Here is a 17994-nt window from a genome sequence, read left to right on the forward strand (position 1 = left end):
AGGTCAGGTTGAAGTAAAGCCGAGCACCGGTAAACGGGCCGGACGGCGCAGGATGATGCCGTCGATCCAGGGCACCTGGTCCGCCGGCACCGCCAGGCGCAGGTTGGGAAAGCGTTGCACGAGGATCTGCAACACCGTGGTGATTTCCAGCCGGGCGAGTGCCGCGCCCATGCAGTTGTGCATGCCATAGCCGAACTGCAAATGCCGCGCGCCCTTGCGGTCCAGGCGAATCGCCAGCGGCTCGGGGAATGCCGCCGGATCGCGGTTGGCGGCAAACGCATCGGCGTAGATGATGCTGCCCTCGGGGATCAGCCCCCACGGCCCTTCCAGGTCGACACTGGCCAGGCGCGGAAAGGTCGAGATGGTGCCCAGCGGGATCAGCCGCAGCAGTTCTTCGACGGCCTCCGGAATCAGCCTCGGGTCCTCCACCAATTGCTGCCACAGCTCGGGCGCAGCCAGCAAGGTGTACACCGACTTGGTCAGCACGGTGAGGATGTTCTGGTCGCCGCCGATCAACACGCCGAGCAGGATGCCCACCAGTTCCTTGTCGTTGAGCGGCGGTTCGCTGTCGGCACGGCTGGCGACGAAACGCTGGATCAACCCATCGGCATAGGTTGGCCGTGCGCCGGTGACCAGGTCGGTCAGGTAGTTGTAGACGCCCCAGAACTGGTTCAGCAGCTCCGGCACATCCGCGTCCGACGCCACCTGCACGGTATGGCTGAGAGGCCGGTAGTACTCGCGATCGCTCAAGGGAATGCCGAGCAACTGGCAATCCACCGTCGCGGGAATGTGGTCGAGCACCTGGGCAAACAGGTCGGCACCGGGCGCCTGGCGCTGCAGCACGTCCAGGCGTTCGTGGGTGGTTTGCTCGACCTTCTCACGCAGCACCGCCACGCCGCTCGGGCTGAAGTCGCGCGCGACCACTTTGCGCAGGCGGCCATGGTCGGGAATATCATTGTTGAGCAGCAGTTCGGGCGGCGTGATGGTCGGCAAAAAGCTCGCGCCGTCTTCTTCGTTGCACGGGGCACGAATCGCGCGGTTATCCAGCAGCAGCGCCTGCACGTGTTCATAACGGGTCAGGTGAAAGGCCAGGTGGCCGCTGGGCAGCAGGATCCTCGGCAGGCCATTGGCGGGGCTGGCAGGTTGATAAGCCGGCGGCGCATCCAGGTGCGGGATGCGCGCCACGGTCACTTCAGGTGTGGCGGTCACGGCGATATTCATCAGGCAGGCTCCACGGCAGGTTGCAACAGGCTCACACCGGTGACGCGCTGCAGTTGCGCGAGGGCCTGGTGGTTGTCGGTGAAGTGCAGCACTTGCCAGCCCAACGCTGCAGCGGCATGAATATTTTCCGCCACGTCATCGATCAAGAGGCTGTGCTGCGGCGCCACGCCCGAACGTGCGGTGGCCACCTCAAAAAACGCCGTGTCCGGCTTGCGGGTGCGCTCCTGGCTGGAGTCGACGATCAGGTCCACGACCTCATCCAGGCCGACCATCGCGCGCCAATGCAGCGACCACTCGACCACGTTGTTGGTGAGAATACCGACGCGAAAACCGCTACGTTTCAACGCGCGCACGGCGGCCACCAGTGGCGCATTCGCGGGCACCCCGGCGAACCATTGCTCGCCGAAGCCTTGCAGGCGTGCACGCGACAGGTCGATCTGTGGATCGCGGCGACGCAGAGCCTGCTCCAGCCGTGCGCCCCACTCGCGCTCGGTCAGCAAGGCGTTCTCGACCGGTGCGAGCATTGGCACGCCCAACTCGTCCGCCACGTCGCTCATGGCCTGCTGCAACACGCGCGGGGCCAGGCCGGTCTTGAGCTGGTATTGCTCGAACAATGCCGGGATCGGCGGCGACAGCACGCCGCCGAAATCGAACCAGATAAACTCCGGCGCGCTCATCGCACACCCCCTGCCACCAGGGCCAAGGGCTGGCTGGCAGCCACCGGCAGCAACTCCAGCTCGGCGGTGGCAATCACCACGCCGTCCTGCTCGACATCCAGCGCGAGGGTGATCTGGCCGTGTTCATCACGGGACAAGGAGGCGAGATCTGCACGCACTCGCGTCGGCAGACCGAACTCGCCGAACCGCGTGAACACCACATGGCAGCGCGACAGCAACAGTTGCTCGGGGGCGACCTGCAGTTGCCGGTCAGCCGCCACCAGCGCGACCTGGCGAAAGCCTTCGAGCAACAGCATGCCGGGGATATGGTCCAGCGGATGGTCGAAGATCGCCGGGTTGTTGAGGTCGACGATCAGCGGCGCGACCAGGCTCTCGGCGCCCTGCTCCAGGTCCCGGCCGAGCACCACGTTATTCAACCAGTGGCGCCCCACTGCCGAGGGGCTCAAGGGCGGCGGCAGTTGTGCCAATGGGTCGGCGTCCAACGGAATGGCCGCTAGTCCACGAGCACGCATCTTGTTCCAGGCCGCGCCGCTCATCCAGCGAATGCTCATGCGTTCGTGGCGCGCGGCGACTTCGCCATTGATGCTCAGCGACATGTTGAGGGTGACGCCGCTGCGCTCACCATGGCGCAGGTATTCATCCACGACATACACGTCGATCGACGCTGACGCCGGGCGATCGCCGACCACCAGCAAATGCCGCTCGGTCACCCGAGTGACACTGTCCAGGTAAATAAACTTGTCCTGGGCATTCACTTGCAGAAACGCGTGGGAGATATAAATCGACGCCTGCCGGAACACTTCAAGCAATAACAACATGTCGTAGTGCGCGGCACGGTGCGTATGTTCACTGAAGTAACTGTGGGTGCGCGGTAATTGCGCACTGCAGCGAAAGTGTCCGTCCTTGATGCGTTCGGCGCCGGTCAGGAATACTTCGCTGACGGCGGCACGGTGCACCATGCTGCGCGGAACGGTGTTTTCGCAATGCAGGCTCGGCACCGAGCCAAGCGGGTTCAAAACTGATACGTCAGACATGGGCATCTGTCTCCTGATGAGCTTTTCCGTAAGCGTGCAGACCGCCGTACATGTTCACATCGGTGAACTTTGTATGCTGTGCGCGGACAACCCGATCTGGCTGTCAGTACCCTTGTGCGAATACTCCCTTATATTTTCAGTGCGCACTTAGATCAGTTTGATCGAAGCTTATGCGCACAACAAAATCATCTAGACACCCAACTAATCGTTCTAACTTAGTGGTGAAAATCCGCTCGCGAAGTTGCTCAAGGTCGTAAAGAACATCACGACCCGGAGCAGATTTGCATGTTGAAAACAGGATTCACCCTGGCGCCGCTGGCCTGCGCATTGGCCCTCGGCGGGCTGACGCTGCCGACCCTGGCGTTGGCTCAAAACGAGGCGACGTCGGTACAGACGGTGATTGATTTCAATATCCCCGCAGGGCCGCTGGATGAGGTGCTGCTGAGTATCTCCCAGCAAAGCGGCCACCCGATTGCGTTTGACCCGCCGCTGGTAGAAGGCCGCGCCAGCCGCTCGATCCAGGGCCGCTTGAGCCAGGAACAGGCGCTGGGCATTGCCTTGAGCGGCTCCCAGTTGGGCTTCAGCCAGACCGCCAGCGGCGCGGTGTTGATCCACCGACTGGCCAGCACCGCCGCCCCCGCTGCCGCCATCAACAGCGAGCCGCAGGCACCGCGACTGAAATCGGTCGAAGTGATCGGCACCCGCCGCAGCGACGTCACCGCCCTGCAAAGCGCGGCGCCGGTGGATGTGATCAGCAGCGAACAGCTGGAACGCGCCGGCACCGATAACCTCGCCAAGGCCCTGGAAACCCTGGTGCCGTCGGTGAACTACCCGCAAGTCAACGGCACCGACGGCGTGTCGTCACAGCGGCCGGTGTCGTTGCGCGGGCTGGCGGCCGACCAGGTGCTGGTGCTGGTCAATGGCAAGCGTCGGCATGCCTCGGCCTTCGTCAACACCAAGGCCACCCTGGGCCGTGGCTCCCAGGCGGTGGATCTGTCGACGATTCCGGTCAGCGCGGTCGACCATATCGAAGTGCTGCGCGACGGCGCCTCGGCACAGTACGGCTCGGACGCGATTGCCGGGGTGATCAACATCGTGCTCAAGGAGCAGGACCACGGCGGCGCGGTGCAGAGCACTTTTGGCCAGTACACCAAGGGCGATGGCTTTCGTCGCTCGGTAGGCGGCTGGACCGGCTTCACCTTGCCCGGCGACGGTTTCCTGACCCTCAGTGGCGAAGGCCTGCGCAGCGAACGCACCTCCACCGGCGGCACCGATGGCCGGCAGTTCTACCCCACCGGCGATGCCCGCGAAGCGGATGCCGACCGTCACTGGCGCTACGGTTCCCCGGGCCTTGAGGACTGGAACCTGGCGCTGAACAGCGGCCTGTCACTCAACGACGCGGTCGACCTCTACGGCTTTGCCACCTACCAGGACCGCACCGGTGAATCCCAGGCGACTTTTCGCCGCCCCATCGACCCCAACAACCTGGTGGCCGTGTACCCCAACGGTTTCCTGCCCCTGCTGGATGTGCGCTCGCGGGATGCCTCGGTCACCGGCGGCGTGAAGATCCGCGATGAACAGCTCGGCAGCTTCGACCTCAGCGCCAACTACGGACGCAACCGCATCGACTATCACCTCAGCGATTCACTGAATGCCAGCCTCGGCCCCGCCAGCCCGACGAGCTTCAACGCCGGGGCGCTGGTGAATGAGCAGACCAACGTCGGCCTTGATCACGTCAAGGAATTCAAGGTCGGCTGGGGTGCCGGCCCCCTGGTGTTTTCCAGTGGCCTGGCCTGGCGCAACGAGTCCTATGAAGTGATCGCCGGCGACCTCGCCTCCTGGACCCACGGCACGGCCCTGCCCGCCCGCGCGGGTGGCGCCCAGGGTTTCCCTGGCACCCAGGACAGCGACGAAGGCCGCTATGCCCGCCACGTGTTCGGTGGCTACCTGGGCCTGGAGCAGCAGGTCACCGAAAAGCTGCAACTGGGCCTGGCCGGACGCAGCGAGCACTACGACGATTTCGGCACCACCACGACCGGCAAGTTTTCCGCGCGCTATGACTTCACCCCGCAGTGGGGCCTGCGCTCGACCCTGAGCAGCGGCTACCGTGCGCCGACCCTCGGGCAGATCGGCACCTCGGCGACCCAGACCGAATTCAAGGCCGGCGACCCGACCGCCTACCAGGTCGGCACCGTCAGTGTGAACACGCCCGTGGCGCGGGCCTTGGGCGCGACTGACCTGAAGCCGGAAAAATCCACCAGCCTGTCCCTCGGCGTGGTCTGGCAACCGATTGAGCGCGCCAGCGTCAGCGTCGATGCGTACCACATCCGCATCAAGGACCGCATCGCCCTGTCGGAAACCCTCAGCGGCACCCAGGTCAGCCAGATTCTCGCCAACCAAGGCTACGGCAATTACTCCGGGGTGAGCTTTTTCACCAATGCACTGGACACCAAGACCAGCGGCGTCGACCTCGCCGCCCACTATCGCCTGGACCTGGCCGATGCCAGCCAGTTGACCCTCAACGGCGCCTTCAACTACAGCAAGACCCAGGTCACCGACATCAAGGACAACCCCGGCCCCCTGGCCGGCACCGGCATCACCCTGATCAATCGTGAAGCCTTGAGCTACGTGGAAAGCGCCTCGCCCAACAGCAAGCTGATCCTCGGTGCCGACTGGCGCAAGGGGGCCTGGCAGGCGAGCTGGAACACCATTCGCTACGGCACCTACACCCTCGACTCCAACCTCGGCGAAGCCCGCGACCAGACCTTTTCGGCGCAATGGGTGAGCAACGCCAGCGTGTCCTACGACATCAGCCAGGCACTCACCCTGACCCTGGGCGGCAACAATATTTTCGACAGCTACCCGGACAAGATCGACGTCGCCAACCGCTTTGTCGGCGGGCGCGTGGCCTACCAGAGCATCTCGCCGGCGGGTGCCGAAGGCGCCTTCTACTACGTGAAAGCCGACTACCGCTTCTGACCCTCACAAGGAGTTTCCGATGAGCTTTGATCCTGTGCGTTTTACCCAAGTGTTCGAACACGAATTTGCCCTGGCCAAGCAGTTGCTGATCAAGCACCAGGCGCTGTCGAGCAACGAGGCGGGCAACATCAGCCTGCGCATTCCTGGCGAGGAGCGGCTGGTGATCGCCTCGCTCAGCGGCGCCGACAGTGGTGTGGCGGCCATCGTCGATTTCGACCTGCGCCACAGCCAGGGCAGCCTCACCGACAACCTCCAGGAAGTGGCCGCGCTGCATGTGGCGATCTACCGCGAGCGCCCGCAAGTCAATGCGGTGATCCACACCCACTCGCCGTACCTCACCGCCTTCGCCATCGCCGGGCGCCCGCTGCGTGCCCACGCCGCACAGTTGCTGGGGATCCTGACGGAAGATGAGGAGATCCCGCTGACCGCCTGGGGCCCGCGTTATGCGCCGGAGCCGGTGGTCGCGGCGCTGCGTGAGCATCCCCACGCGCCGGCGGCGTTGCTGGCCAATCATGGGCCGTTTGCCTGGTCGGAGCGTGATGTGCTCGCGGCGACGCGCTTGCTGGTGAACCTTGAAGAAGCCGCCTACCTGACCTTCCTGGCCCAGCAACTCGGCACGCCACAACCCTTCCCCAGCGGCGCGGCGCAGCGTTCGCGGCTGGGCTGGAGTGCGACATGAGCCGGACGGTCGCCGCCCTCGCGCTCCTGGCAGCGTTCGCCGTGCCCGCCCACGCCGAGCCCCTGCTGGAACGTGCGCAATCGCGCGGCACGCTGAACGTCTGCACCAGTGATGAATTCCCACCGTTCAAGACCCTGGACGCCCAAGGCAAACCCGGCGGCTTGATCATGGACCTGATCGTCGACCTGCAACAGCAGCTGTCCGCCAAGGTCGGCCAGCCGCTGAAGCTGCAACTGGTGCAGGTCAACCCGTTGAACCGTTTGCTGTTCCTCGACCAGGGCCGTTGCGAAGTGCTGGTCACTTCGTTGCTCGACACCCCGGCGCGCCGGCGTGAAGTGGACTTTGCCAGCCCGGGTTTCTACAGCTCGGCCGCCACGGTATTCGCGCCGAAAAGCACCGCCGTGCCGGACTGGCAAAGCCTGCGCGGCAAAACCCTGTGCGCGCCCGCCACCAGTGTGTGGGTGCGCCCCTTTGAAAGCCGCTATGGCGTGCAATTCGCCTCGTTCAACGGCACCGCCGAAGTGCGCAAGGCCGTTGCCGACAGCCGTTGCCTCGGGGCGATGGGTGACGATGCGTTGTACAGCGCCCTGGCGCGCCAGCCGGAATGGGCCGATTACGAAGTCAAGTTGCCAGGCCAGGACCCGGCGCCCTGGGGCATCGCCCTGCGCAAGGGCCAGCCGGCGCTGCTGGCGGCCGTGTCGGGCATCGTCGAAGGCTGGCATGCCCACGGCGTGATCATCGACCTGGAACAGCGTTACGGCCTGGCCCCCAATGCCTGGGTCGCGCAGCAGCATGCACGGGCCAGCCATGAGTGAAATCAATATGCGCCTGTCGCTGGAACAGCATGGGCTGTCGCTGAGCATCCTGTGGGACCCGATGGACCGCCAGCGCTTCCTGCTCGGCCTGGGGCTGACCCTGTTGTTGTCGGTGGCAAGTATCGCGCTGTCGCTGGTCATGGGGATTCTCGGCGCCGCCGGCCTGGGTTCGCGCCGGCCGCTGTGGCGTCACCTGAGTGCGGCGTACATCGCGTTGTTTCGCAATACGCCGCTGTTGGTGCAGCTGTTCTTTTTCTACTTTGGCGTCGGCGCATTGTTGCCGCTGGTGGACGGCGCCAGTGTGCGCCTGCTCAATGGCACGCAGTGGGCAATCATCGTGATTGCCCTGCACAGCGGCGCATTCCAGGCCGAAAACCTGCGCGCCGGCATCGACGCGGTGCCGCGCGCCACCCTCGACGCGGCCGCCGCACTGGGCCTGCACGGGCGCACGGTGTTGCGCCATATCGTGCTGCCGCTGGCCCTGCGCAACAGCCTGCCGGCGATGGGCAATACGGTGGTGCAAACCATCAAGTCGACCTCGATCGCCTACGCGATTGCGGTGCCGGAACTGCTCTATGCGAGCAACCGGATCTGGTCGGACAACTTCAACGTCGCGGAAATGATGCAGGTACTGCTGCTGGTCTGGCTGCTGTTGATCGGCCTCAGCAGTTGGCTGCTGCGCCGTCTCGAAGACTATCTGCGCCTGCCTGGCCAGGAGCTGCCCGATGCCGCCTGAGTCGAGCCTTTTCCAACTGCTGTGGCAGTGGGCGCCGGCCCTGCTGCAAGGCTTTGGCCTGAACATCCTGATGGGCATCACCGCGATGCTGGTGGCGACGCTCGGCGGTGTGGCGCTCGGCAGCCTGCAGGTCAGCGCCCGCCCCGGCCTGCGGCGTGGCGCCGGGCATCTGAGCCGCTTGCTGCGCAACCTGCCGTGGCTGGTGGTGATGTTCTACGTGGCCTACCTGCTGCCCTATGAAGTGCAGTGGGCCGGGCGTTGGTGGCAACTGCCAGACTGGCTCAAGGTCGCGTTGGGCCTGGCCATGCCTGCCATCGGCTACGTCTCGGAGATCGTGCGCGGCGCCGTGCGTGCAGTGCCGACCGGCCAATGGGAAGCCGCCCAGGCCCTGGGCATGCGCCACGGCCAGGCGCTGCGTCACGTGATCATCCCGCAGACACTGCCGAGCCTGGTGGCGCCGTGGATGAACCTGTATTGCGCGGTGACCATGTCCACCTCCCTCGCCAACCTGCTGGGGGTGGAAGAGTTGATGACCACCGTGCAGTCGCACCTCTCGACCCAGCTGCGCAACGACCTGCTGCTGCCCGCCTACGGCTTGGTGTTCATCGCGTTCTTTATCTACATCTACCCCCTTTCACGCTGGGCCAAGCGGCTGGAACGCGCATGAGCCCTTCCTGGAGTACGCATCCCTTGCGCGACGATACCCGCCTGACTCACCTGGGCCGCGATCCTGCCAACCACGCCGGCACCGTCAACACCCCGGTATACCGCAGCTCGACCTTTATCTGGCCCGACACCGGCACCCTGGAAAACCACCTGCAACAGGCCGACGACCCGCACTATCGCGGGCACATCTACGGCCGAAACGGCAACCCCACCACCGCCGCCTTCGAAGACGCCGTGGCACAGCTGGAAGGCGGCTTTCGCGGGCTGATCATGCCCAGCGGGCTGGCGGCGATTGTCGGCGCGGTGCTGGCAGTGGCGCGGGCCGGCGACCATATCCTGGTGACCGACAACTGCTACTGGCATGCCCGCCAGGTGTTTGACCAGATACTGCCGCGCTACGGCATCCAGGCCACCTATTTCGCGCCGATGCTCGGTGCCGACATCGCCGGTTTGCTGCGCCCCAACACCCGCCTGGTCTACGCCGAAGCACCCGGTTCCAGCACTTTCGAAGTGCAGGACATTCCCGCCCTCGCAGAAGCCGCGCATGCCCACGGCGCGCTGCTGATGCTCGACAATACCTGGGCCACGCCGCTGTTCTTCAAGGCGTTCGAGCACGGTGTGGACATCTCGATCCATGCCGCCACCAAGTACCTGGTAGGCCACAGCGACGCCATGCTCGGCGTGATCGTCACCACCGAAACGCTGTACGCGTCAGTGCGCGAAACCGTGCGCCAGCTCGGTTATATCGCCAGCGCCGACGATGCCTACCTCGGCCTGCGCGGCCTGCGCACCCTGGGTGTACGCCTGCGTCAGCACCAGCGTTCGGCACTGGCGGTCGCGCAGTGGTTGCAGCAGCGCCCCGAAGTGGCCCAGGTGCTGCACCCGGCTTTGCCCGAGGCCACCGGGCACGCGTTATTCAAGCGCGACTTTCTCGGCTCCACCGGGCTCTTCGGCGTGGTGCTCAAGCCCGTCTACGCGCCCCAGGCCAAGGCCTTTCTGGAAAGCCTGCAGCTGTTCGCCATGGGTGCCAGCTGGGGCGGTTTCGAAAGCCTGATCCGCCCGCAACAACGCCACCCTTCCGCGCACATCGAACCCGGCGTGTTGCTGCGCCTGCATGTGGGCCTTGAAGCGGTCGAGGACTTGATCGCCGACCTGCAACAAGGCCTGGAACGCCTGAGTGTCACCCCACCTGCCTCGAGGAATCTGTCATGAGCCAAACATTGCCCACCCACTACAGCATTTGCCCGTTGTTGGTCGCGTCGAACATCGCCGTGGAATTCGGCTGGCTGGATGAGGAATACCAGCGCGTCGGCGCCGACGCCATCTATCTGCGTTCACTGCCGGAAAACCTGGGCTGGTTGCCGCACTTCACCCATGGCGAATCGCGGTTGATTCGCGACGGCGGCGCCGTGCCGGCCTTGTGGGCGCGCGCCGACCAGGCCGACACGCTCCTGGTCGCCACTACCGCCACGCAGCGCGCCGGGCAGATTCTGGTGCGCGCCGAGGGTCGCATCCGCCAGGTCGCCGACCTGTTTGGCAAGCGCATCGGGGTGCCGGTCAGCCGCAATAAGGCGCGGGTCGATGTGCTCAAGGCCCTGGCCGAACACGGCTTGTTCAATGCCCTGCAACTGGCGGGGCTGGAACCGTCGCAGGTGCGGCTGATCGAGCTTGAGGACGAAGGTGATCCGCAGACGTTGCAGCCGGCGATCCGGCCTTCGGCGTTCTGGTCGCAACTGCATGGGTTGCATGGCAAGCCTGGGCATGAAGTCCAGGCGCTGGCCGAAGGGCGTGTGGACGCGGTGCATGTGGCCGCCGGGCACGTGCCGGCGCTGTTGGCCAGCGGCGAATTCACGGTGATCGAGGACCTGGAACGCTACCCGGACTGGACCTTGAAAAACCACAACGGCCCCTACGCCACCACCGTCAACCGCGCGTTTGCCGAAGAACACCCCGAGGTGGTCGTGGCATTCCTGCGCGCTGCAATCCGCGCCGGCCACTGGATCAACCAGCACCGCGATGCCGCCGCCGAGCTGTTCACGCGGGTGACCTTCCTGCCGGATGCCGGGTTTATCCGCCGCGCCATCGCCGAGCTGGATTTCGTGCCGCAACTGGCCGCGCAGAACCTCGCCGCCCTGGAGTTGAAAAAGGACTTCCTGGTGCAACGCGGGTTCCTGCAGAACGACTTCAGCGTGCACGAGTGGGCCCAGCCCGAGTTTCTCGCCAAGGCCCACGCCGGTTTTTGACGCCACCTCTTTGCCAAGGACAGACAATGATTGCTCAGTACCGTAAAACCCTGCTCGCCAGCCTGTTGGTGGCCGATTCCAGTTGGGCGGCGCAGGCCGCCAGTTCCACCGAACCGCAACTGAGCAAAGTCGAGGTGGTCGGCGCGCGCGTAACCGAGGCCAGCGCCGCCATCGGCGAAGACAAGATCAGCAATACCCTGACCATTTCACACCAGGCGTTGCTGTCGGCACCGGCCGGTACCTCGGGCCTGAAAATGCTCGAGGCGCTGCCCGGTTTCAATGTGCAGGTCAACGATGCGCTGGGCTTGTATGAGTTCGGCAACTCGGTGTTCGTGCGCGCGTTCAACCTGCAGCAGATCGGTTTTTCCATCGACGGTGTGCCGTTGGGGCGCACCGACCAGTTTGGCGGCAGCCCGATCTATCGCTATGTCGACAACGAAAACACCGAGCGGGTCACCGCCTCCACCGGCGCCGGCGATGTCTCGCAATCGGGCTACGCGTCCCTGGGCCCGTATGTGGATTACCAGACCAGCAACCCCACGGTCGAGCCCGGCGCGAGCCTCTCCTACACCCTGGGCAGCGACAGCCTGCGGCGCAGTTTCGTCAAGCTGCAAAGCGGTGAGTACCAGGGCCTGTCGGCGTATTTCAGCCGTTCGAAAATCGACGGCGACCTGTGGCGCGGTCCCGGCACCATTGACCGCGAGCACCTGGAAGCCAAGGTGCGCTACCGCTTCGGTGATCGTGATGAGGTATGGCTGCGCGCGGTGCACAACGCGTTCTACGACTATGACTCGCCGTACGTGAGCATCGCCCAGTACGACGGCAGCGCCAACGACCCGTTCGGCCGCTCGGGCCGTTACTTCGCCTATCTCGGCAGCCTGCCCGACTTGCCCGAGACCGTGCCCGGCGTGCGCTACAGCAACACCAACTACAACCAGTTCTACAAGCAGGCGGTCAACCAGCGGCGCGACACCTTGTACAGCCTTGGCGGCCAGTTCGAGATTCGCCCCGACCTGCTCAACTACACCACGCTGTACTACGAGGCCAAGAAAGGCTTTGGCGTATCCCCCGAGGCCTACGCCACTTCTCTGGCGCTGCACAATGCCGAAGGTAACGTCGATGGCCTGTTCGCACCTCGCGGCGTGCAATACGGGTTGTCGTCCCTCAGCGGCCATCGATTTGGCGGCCGCACCGGCCTGCAATGGGAGGTCGGCCAGCACCAGATCGACACCGGCCTGTGGGCCGAGACCGATGTGTTCAACCGTCAGCAGGCGCGCTACAACCTCACCGACGGCAGCCCGGCCGGCGAACCGTTGTTCAATGAGCCGGTGCACCTGCAGGGCGATTTCAGCTCCACTCGCGACTCGCTGCAGTACCACCTCAAGGACACCTGGACACTGCTCGATGATCGCCTGCGCCTGCAGTATGGGTTCAAGAGCCTGCACCTGAAATATCGCATCGAGGGCTACCGCAATGCCGGCGACTACATCAACAACCGCCAGCCGCGTATCGCGACCCAGTGGAACGACGCGTTCCTGCCCCAGGCCGGGTTGGTCTACAACCTGACCGACGACACCCAGGTGTTTGCCTCCTACTCGGAAAACATGGCGCTGCCGCGCGGTGCCGACGATATCTTCCGCGCCGCCAGCCCCAGCGCACCACCGCCGGAAGCCGAACGCGCGAAGAACTATGAAGTCGGCTACCGCATCAACCGCCCGAGCTTCAACGCTGCGTGGGCGCTGTACCGCACCGACTTCGACAACCGCCTCCAAGCCTTCGCCTCGCCGGTCCCCGGCAGCAGCCAGGTCGAAACCTACTACCAGAACGTCGGCAAGGTGCAGGCCTACGGCAGTGAACTGAGCGGGCAATGGAAGCTGCCGTACCTGGCTGACAAAGTCGTGCTCAACGGCAACCTGACCTACAACACCTCGACGTTCCAGAACGACGCCGGCGGCCTTTCGATCAAGCACAACGAGGTACCCGACAGCCCGCGCTGGCTGGCCCAGGCCGGCGTCACCTATGAGTTGGCGCCGTGGGCAGTGCTGAATTTCTCGGCGCGCTATATCGGCGAGCGCTACAGCAACTTCACCAACAGCGAATCGGTACCCGGCTACACCCTCTACAACGCCTACCTGGACCTGGGTGGCGAGCGCCTGCATTACGGGCCGCTGAAAAATGTGAAGGTGCGCTTCAACGTCGACAACCTGTTCGACAAGGACTACCTGGGCTACATCCTCACCAGCACCAGCGGCCCCGCGGTCTTCCGCCCGGGCTCGCCGCGCACCTTCCAAAGCACCCTGAGCATGGAGTTCTGAACATGAACAAGCGCCTGCTGCTGCTCGCCTTGCTGCCGTTGTTGGCCAACGCCGACACCGTGGTCAGCCCCGCGACCCTGGCCCTGCACCAACGCCTGCTGGTACTCGACAGCCACCTGGATACCCCCCTGACCCTGACCCGCCCCGGCTGGAACATTCTGGAACGCCATGACTACCGCCAGGATGGCAGCCAGGTCGACTTGCCGCGCATGCGCGAAGGTGGCCTGGACGGTGGTTTCTTCGCGGTGTACACGCCCCAGGGCCCGCGCACCGAGGAAGGCCGTGCGTATGCCAGCGCCTATGGACTGGCGACCCTGACCCGCATTCGCGATGTGATCGACCGCAATCCCGACAGCTTCGCCCTGGCGCTTACCGCCGACGACGCCCGCCGTATCGCCGCCGAGGGCAAGCGCGTGGTCTTCATCAGTATGGAAAACGCCGACCCGCTCAGCTCCGACCCCGCGTTGCTCAACACCTACTATCGCCAGGGTTTGCGCATGCTCGGCCTGGTGCATTTCATGAACAACGACCTGGCCGATTCCGCCACCGCACTGCCCGAATGGAAAGGCCTGAGCCCCAAGGGCCGCGACCTGGTGCAACGGGCCAACCGCCTGGGCATCCTGCTGGATGTGTCGCATGCCAGTGATGCGGTGTTCGACCAGATGCTGGCGTTGTCCAGCGCGCCGATCATCGCCTCGCACTCCAGCAGCCGCGCGGTCAACCCGCACCCGCGTAACCTCGACGACGCCCGCGTGCGCCAACTGGCGGCAAAAGGCGGCGTGATTCAGGTCAACGCCTACAGCGACTACCTGATCCCGCTGACGCCCAACCCGGAGCGCAACAAAGCCATGGCCGCGCTCGGCGCACGCTTTCACAACCTCGCCGCCCTCAGTCCGGAGCAAATCAAGGACCTCTACCAGGAACGCGACACGATCAACCAGCGCTTTGCCCAGCCCAAGGCCGACCTCGATATCTTCATGCAGCACCTGCTGCACCTGTTGGAAGTGGCCGGGCCGGATCATGTCGGTATCGGTGCAGACTGGGATGGCGGCGGTGGCGTGAGCGGATTGGAAGACGTCAGCCAATTGCCGGTGGTAACCCAGCGCTTGCTGGATGCCGGGTACAACGAGCAGCAGGTGGCGAATATCTGGAGCGGGAATCTGCTGCGGGTATTGCAGGCGGCGCAGGCGCGCGCGCAACCCTGAAGGCGCGACGTGCTGGAGCGCTGGCGAGCGCGCTCCAGACTTTCACTGACGGGGCTCAGTAATGCCTCACCACGCTGTCCTCCAACGCGGCGCGCCCCACCTCGACAAAATTGGAGGCGGAATGCGAGTCAACAGCGCCGACGCGCAGCTCAAGGCGGCGATTGCCGGCTTTGGCGTGGTGATGGCAGCACTCGACCTGTTGGCCCCGGCACTCGCCAGCGGCCAACTGGTGCGAGTGCTGCCCACCTTTGAAGGGCCCTCCAAGCCCATGAGCCTGATTTACCCCGCCGACCGCCAGCGCACCGCCAAGCTGCGGCATTTCATTGATGAAGCGATGGCGGCATTCGGGCCCTAGAGCATCGGCGAACTGCTGACCACCCGTAACGCCAGCCCCTCATACGCATCCAGGGTGATGGTGAACTCGCCTTCGGCAGTGAGATCGCCCTCCACCCGCTCGTTGATGATGTCCACCACCATCCCCGCCGCGATGTCGGGCAGGTGCAGGGTTTCGGTGATCGGCGTGGCGCCGAAGTTCAGCGCGGTAATCTGCGTGCCTTTACCCGCCGGCAAGTCGTGGACCATCACCAGCAGGCCTGGATGCTGCACGTCCGGCACCAGGATCTGGCGGCTCGCCGCGATGTCGTAGGCGCGGCGTACGCCGAGGATTTTCTGCAGTTGCGAGGCGAATGACTCAGGGTCCTGCAACTGGCTGTTCAGGCTGCCGTAGAGGCTTTTCGCGCGCGGCATCTGTCCGGCGGACAGTTCGGCCTCAGGGTTCAGGTCTACCAGGTCATAGGCGCCGCGATGAATCCAGCGCGTGTCGCCGTCCTGCATCAGGTGGGCCACCTCATCGGCAGCCAACGGCAGCGCGCCCACCAGGTCCCAGCCCGACAAGGCAAACACCCCCGGCTGCATGGCGTTGTACATCACCAACAGCAAATGGATCTGGCGAATCTGCTGGATATCCGCCGGGGTAATCGCCTCCAGGTCACGAATGCCCAACGCCGCCGTGATGATGCTGGCGGTGGTACAGGACACCCCGTTGGTGACGAACTTGAGGTTGTAGGGCGCATGCTCGCCGGCCAGGCGCTCGTACATCTGCTCGCGGATGTGCTCGCGCAGGATGTTGCCGGGGAAGGTCTGGCCCTGGTAGAGGAAGGTGTCGTGGGCGTGCAGGGTCCAGAAGTGCACCAGCTCGAGAGTCAGTTCATCGTGGTTCTGCAGCGCGTGGATCAGCGAGCCTGGGTCGATGCCCTGGCGATGCATTTCGCGCAGCATCAGGCGCAGGAATTCGGCATCGCCCATCAACAGCGCATGCTGGTACGCGGGACGGGTGATGAAATCATAGGAGAGGTCGGCGCCGCCATGGGACATCGATGCGATGTCATCCACGGTGAGGTTCAGCTCTTGGAAGCTGAAGCCGCCCGCCTTGCGAATCGCGCCGCCAAGCAGCTGGTTGCCGGTGATCGACAGCGGGTGACTTTCCGACCAGGCCGTGCCATCGAGCTTGCGCTCCACCCCGAGGAAGCCGTTGGCATCCAGGCGCAGGATTTTCGCGCCCATCACGTCGATGGCGTGCAAGGCATCGCCAATGATCATCTGCTGGGCGGCGAAGGTCGGGTCGAGCCAGTTCAGCGACGGCTGGCCTTCCTTGAAGTAATGCAGGTACACCCAGCGACGCGGCTTGCCATCCACGCCGATCACCACCTGGGTAGCGCTCCAGTCGGTCTCTTTCACGCCCGGCTCGAAGAAGATCACCCGCTGCAGCTGGCCGACGATGTAGTGCTTGTCGCGCAGCGCATCCACCTGCACAGGGCTGAGGTTCTGCGCATCGCGCCCTTCGGCCACGTCGGGCAGCAACGGCCAGTCTTCCTCACGGATCTCGACCATGTGGTACAGCCCGGGATAATCCTCGTAGGCCATCTCGGCCAGGCGAAAGTCCGCGCCCTTGCCGGTGTGGGACGGAATCACATCGTCGATGATCACCGCATTGTGCGCCGCGGCCATGCGCGTCAACGCCTGCAACTGCGCCTCGGTGCCCAGCTGCGGGTCGATCTCGAAGCTGATGCGGTCGAAATTGCCGTCGATGGTCGGCGTGTGCGTGCTGCCGGTCAGGCCGCCGGATTTCTTCAGCGGGCCGTTATGAATGCCCTGGATGCCGATTTTCGACAGCGCATGCCACAGGCTCTCGTCCCCCAGCGCTTCCAGCACCGTACCGCCCTCGCGGGTCACGATCGACGCCGGGTAGGCGGTAAACCACACCGACGACAACGCCGACGCATCGCGCGGCCGGGTCTGCGCGTACGGCTGCTGCCACAACCGGCCCTGCCCCGAATAGAGCTTGGCGCGCTGGCGAGCCGCATGCAGCATCGATTGTTCTACCAGCCAGTTCACATGGTTGTTTTCAGCCGCCGTCATAAGCTTGGTACCTGTCGTCGTGAAACATTACTCGTAGACATATGAGGCGTACGCGGGCCATTCGTTGCATTGCGATGTTCGGGGGCTAATCCGGTCCGCCGGTCGCCTGCCGATACTGCCTCGGCGTAAACCCCGTCGACGCCTTGAACTGGCGGGTAAACGCGCTGTGGTCGGTGTAGCCACATTGCAGCGCCACCTCGGTAATCGGCATGTCCGAGTGCAACAGCCGGTGGGCGTGTTCCAGGCGCACTTTCTGGATCATCTGCCGGGGGGTGAGGTGGAACACGCGCTTGCAGTAACGCTCCAGCTGGGCCACGGAGATACCGGCGATCCGCGTCAGTTCACCGAGGGTCACGCGGCGGTTGAAGTGCGCGCGGATGTGCTCGTCCACCGCTGCCAGGCGCTGGTAGGCCGGGTGGGTTTCGCTGGCCGATTGCAGGTCGACCGAGAGGCCGGCCAGGCCGATGATCTGGCCCGTGTGGTTGTACAGCGGCCACTTGTGGGTCAGGCACCAGCCCGGTTCGCGGGTGCCGTAGAGGTGCAGTTCAAGCTGGTCTTCGAGCACAAAGCCTTCTTGCAGCACGCGCCGATCCTGCTCGGTGTAGCCCGGCCCCAACTGCGCGGGGAACACCTCGGCGCTGGTCTTGCCCAGCAGAGGCTGCAGCTGCTTGAGGCCGCAGCGTTGCACCAGGGTGCGGTTGGCGAGGAGGTAACGGGCGTCCATGTCCTTGATGAAGATCGCGGCGTTGGGGATCACATCCAGCATCGGCAGCAGCTGGGCGACGCCGGCCAATAGCTGCTCGATGCTGTGCGGGCGGCTGGCCTCGCTCCCTTGGCAAAGGGTCGCAAATGCGCTGTGCAGCATGGTTTCTCTCCCCACTTTCTGACGCGGACGCCGAGCAGATTGCCGCATGCCCGGGGCGCTGTCGAGCGCGGAAAACTGTGCTGAATTCGTCATTCACGCTTGCGCAAAACATCAATCGGCGCCCTGCCGAAGCGTTCACGA

At 64.7% G+C, this 17994-nt stretch carries 15 protein-coding genes; 10 read left to right on the top strand and 5 right to left on the bottom strand.

The features are described from left to right. Positions 1 to 3 precede the first annotated feature (3 nt). Genes NTD80_RS10715 through NTD80_RS10725 form a run of 3 tightly spaced genes read right to left on the bottom strand, consistent with a single transcriptional unit; the run spans position 4 to position 2932 of the window. On the bottom strand, positions 4 to 1221 hold the full coding sequence (locus NTD80_RS10715) for a cytochrome P450 (RefSeq protein ID WP_262133494.1): 1218 nt from the start codon (positions 1219 to 1221) through the stop codon (positions 4 to 6). Next, positions 1221 to 1898 carry an HAD family hydrolase gene (locus NTD80_RS10720; protein WP_262133495.1) on the bottom strand — a complete coding sequence of 226 codons (678 nt, stop codon included), beginning with the start codon at positions 1896 to 1898 and terminating at the stop codon, positions 1221 to 1223. The genes NTD80_RS10715 and NTD80_RS10720 overlap by 1 nt, the downstream gene beginning before the upstream one ends. Then, entirely contained in the window at positions 1895 to 2932 is a 1038-nt protein-coding gene (locus NTD80_RS10725) for a ScbA/BarX family gamma-butyrolactone biosynthesis protein (RefSeq protein ID WP_177410334.1), read from the bottom strand. The genes NTD80_RS10720 and NTD80_RS10725 overlap by 4 nt, the downstream gene beginning before the upstream one ends. Positions 2933 to 3217: 285 nt before the next feature. Between NTD80_RS10725 and NTD80_RS10730 the strand changes: the two genes are divergently transcribed. From NTD80_RS10730 to NTD80_RS10775, 10 genes are all read left to right on the top strand, one after another. Further along, entirely contained in the window at positions 3218 to 5911 is a 2694-nt protein-coding gene (locus tag NTD80_RS10730; RefSeq protein ID WP_262133496.1) for a TonB-dependent receptor, read from the top strand. Between the two features lie 19 nt (positions 5912 to 5930). Further along, positions 5931 to 6590 (top strand): class II aldolase/adducin family protein, encoded by a 660-nt coding sequence (locus NTD80_RS10735; protein WP_262133497.1) that lies wholly within the window; start codon positions 5931 to 5933, stop codon positions 6588 to 6590. After that, positions 6587 to 7405, top strand: a complete 819-nt coding sequence (locus tag NTD80_RS10740) for a transporter substrate-binding domain-containing protein (RefSeq protein WP_262133498.1) — start codon at positions 6587 to 6589, stop codon at positions 7403 to 7405. The genes NTD80_RS10735 and NTD80_RS10740 overlap by 4 nt, the downstream gene beginning before the upstream one ends. Continuing rightward, positions 7398 to 8141, top strand: coding sequence for an amino acid ABC transporter permease (locus NTD80_RS10745; protein ID WP_262133499.1), 744 nt, complete (start codon positions 7398 to 7400; stop codon positions 8139 to 8141). The genes NTD80_RS10740 and NTD80_RS10745 overlap by 8 nt, the downstream gene beginning before the upstream one ends. After that, positions 8131 to 8808, top strand: coding sequence for an amino acid ABC transporter permease (locus tag NTD80_RS10750; RefSeq protein WP_262133500.1), 678 nt, complete (start codon positions 8131 to 8133; stop codon positions 8806 to 8808). The genes NTD80_RS10745 and NTD80_RS10750 overlap by 11 nt, the downstream gene beginning before the upstream one ends. Next, the gene (gene metC, locus NTD80_RS10755) at positions 8805 to 10019 is read left to right on the top strand and encodes a cystathionine beta-lyase (RefSeq protein WP_262133501.1); all 1215 of its coding nucleotides are present in this window, start codon (positions 8805 to 8807) and stop codon (positions 10017 to 10019) included. The genes NTD80_RS10750 and metC overlap by 4 nt, the downstream gene beginning before the upstream one ends. Next, the gene (locus tag NTD80_RS10760) at positions 10016 to 11050 is read left to right on the top strand and encodes an ABC transporter substrate-binding protein (RefSeq protein ID WP_262133502.1); all 1035 of its coding nucleotides are present in this window, start codon (positions 10016 to 10018) and stop codon (positions 11048 to 11050) included. The genes metC and NTD80_RS10760 overlap by 4 nt, the downstream gene beginning before the upstream one ends. Before the next feature lie 26 nt (positions 11051 to 11076). Continuing rightward, positions 11077 to 13365 (top strand): TonB-dependent receptor, encoded by a 2289-nt coding sequence (locus tag NTD80_RS10765; protein ID WP_106803743.1) that lies wholly within the window; start codon positions 11077 to 11079, stop codon positions 13363 to 13365. 2 nt (positions 13366 to 13367) lie between these two features. Next, positions 13368 to 14570 (top strand): dipeptidase, encoded by a 1203-nt coding sequence (locus tag NTD80_RS10770; RefSeq protein WP_262133504.1) that lies wholly within the window; start codon positions 13368 to 13370, stop codon positions 14568 to 14570. Between the two features lie 121 nt (positions 14571 to 14691). After that, positions 14692 to 14925, top strand: a complete 234-nt coding sequence (locus NTD80_RS10775) for a LysR substrate-binding domain-containing protein (RefSeq protein ID WP_262133505.1) — start codon at positions 14692 to 14694, stop codon at positions 14923 to 14925. On the opposite strand, the gene treS is transcribed toward NTD80_RS10775, so the two are convergent. Together treS and NTD80_RS10785 are read right to left on the bottom strand one after the other, a co-directional pair. After that, a complete protein-coding gene (gene treS, locus NTD80_RS10780; RefSeq protein ID WP_262133506.1) occupies positions 14922 to 16988 on the bottom strand; it encodes a maltose alpha-D-glucosyltransferase in 2067 nt (688 codons plus the stop codon). The genes NTD80_RS10775 and treS overlap by 4 nt on opposite strands. An 85-nt stretch (positions 16989 to 17073) precedes the next feature. After that, the gene (locus NTD80_RS10785; RefSeq protein WP_065908295.1) at positions 17074 to 17853 is read right to left on the bottom strand and encodes an AraC family transcriptional regulator; all 780 of its coding nucleotides are present in this window, start codon (positions 17851 to 17853) and stop codon (positions 17074 to 17076) included. Positions 17854 to 17994 lie beyond the last annotated feature (141 nt).

It is taken from the genome of Pseudomonas sp. 13B_2.1_Bac1 (genome assembly GCF_025466155.1).
GTDB lineage: Bacteria > Pseudomonadota > Gammaproteobacteria > Pseudomonadales > Pseudomonadaceae > Aquipseudomonas > Aquipseudomonas aylmerensis.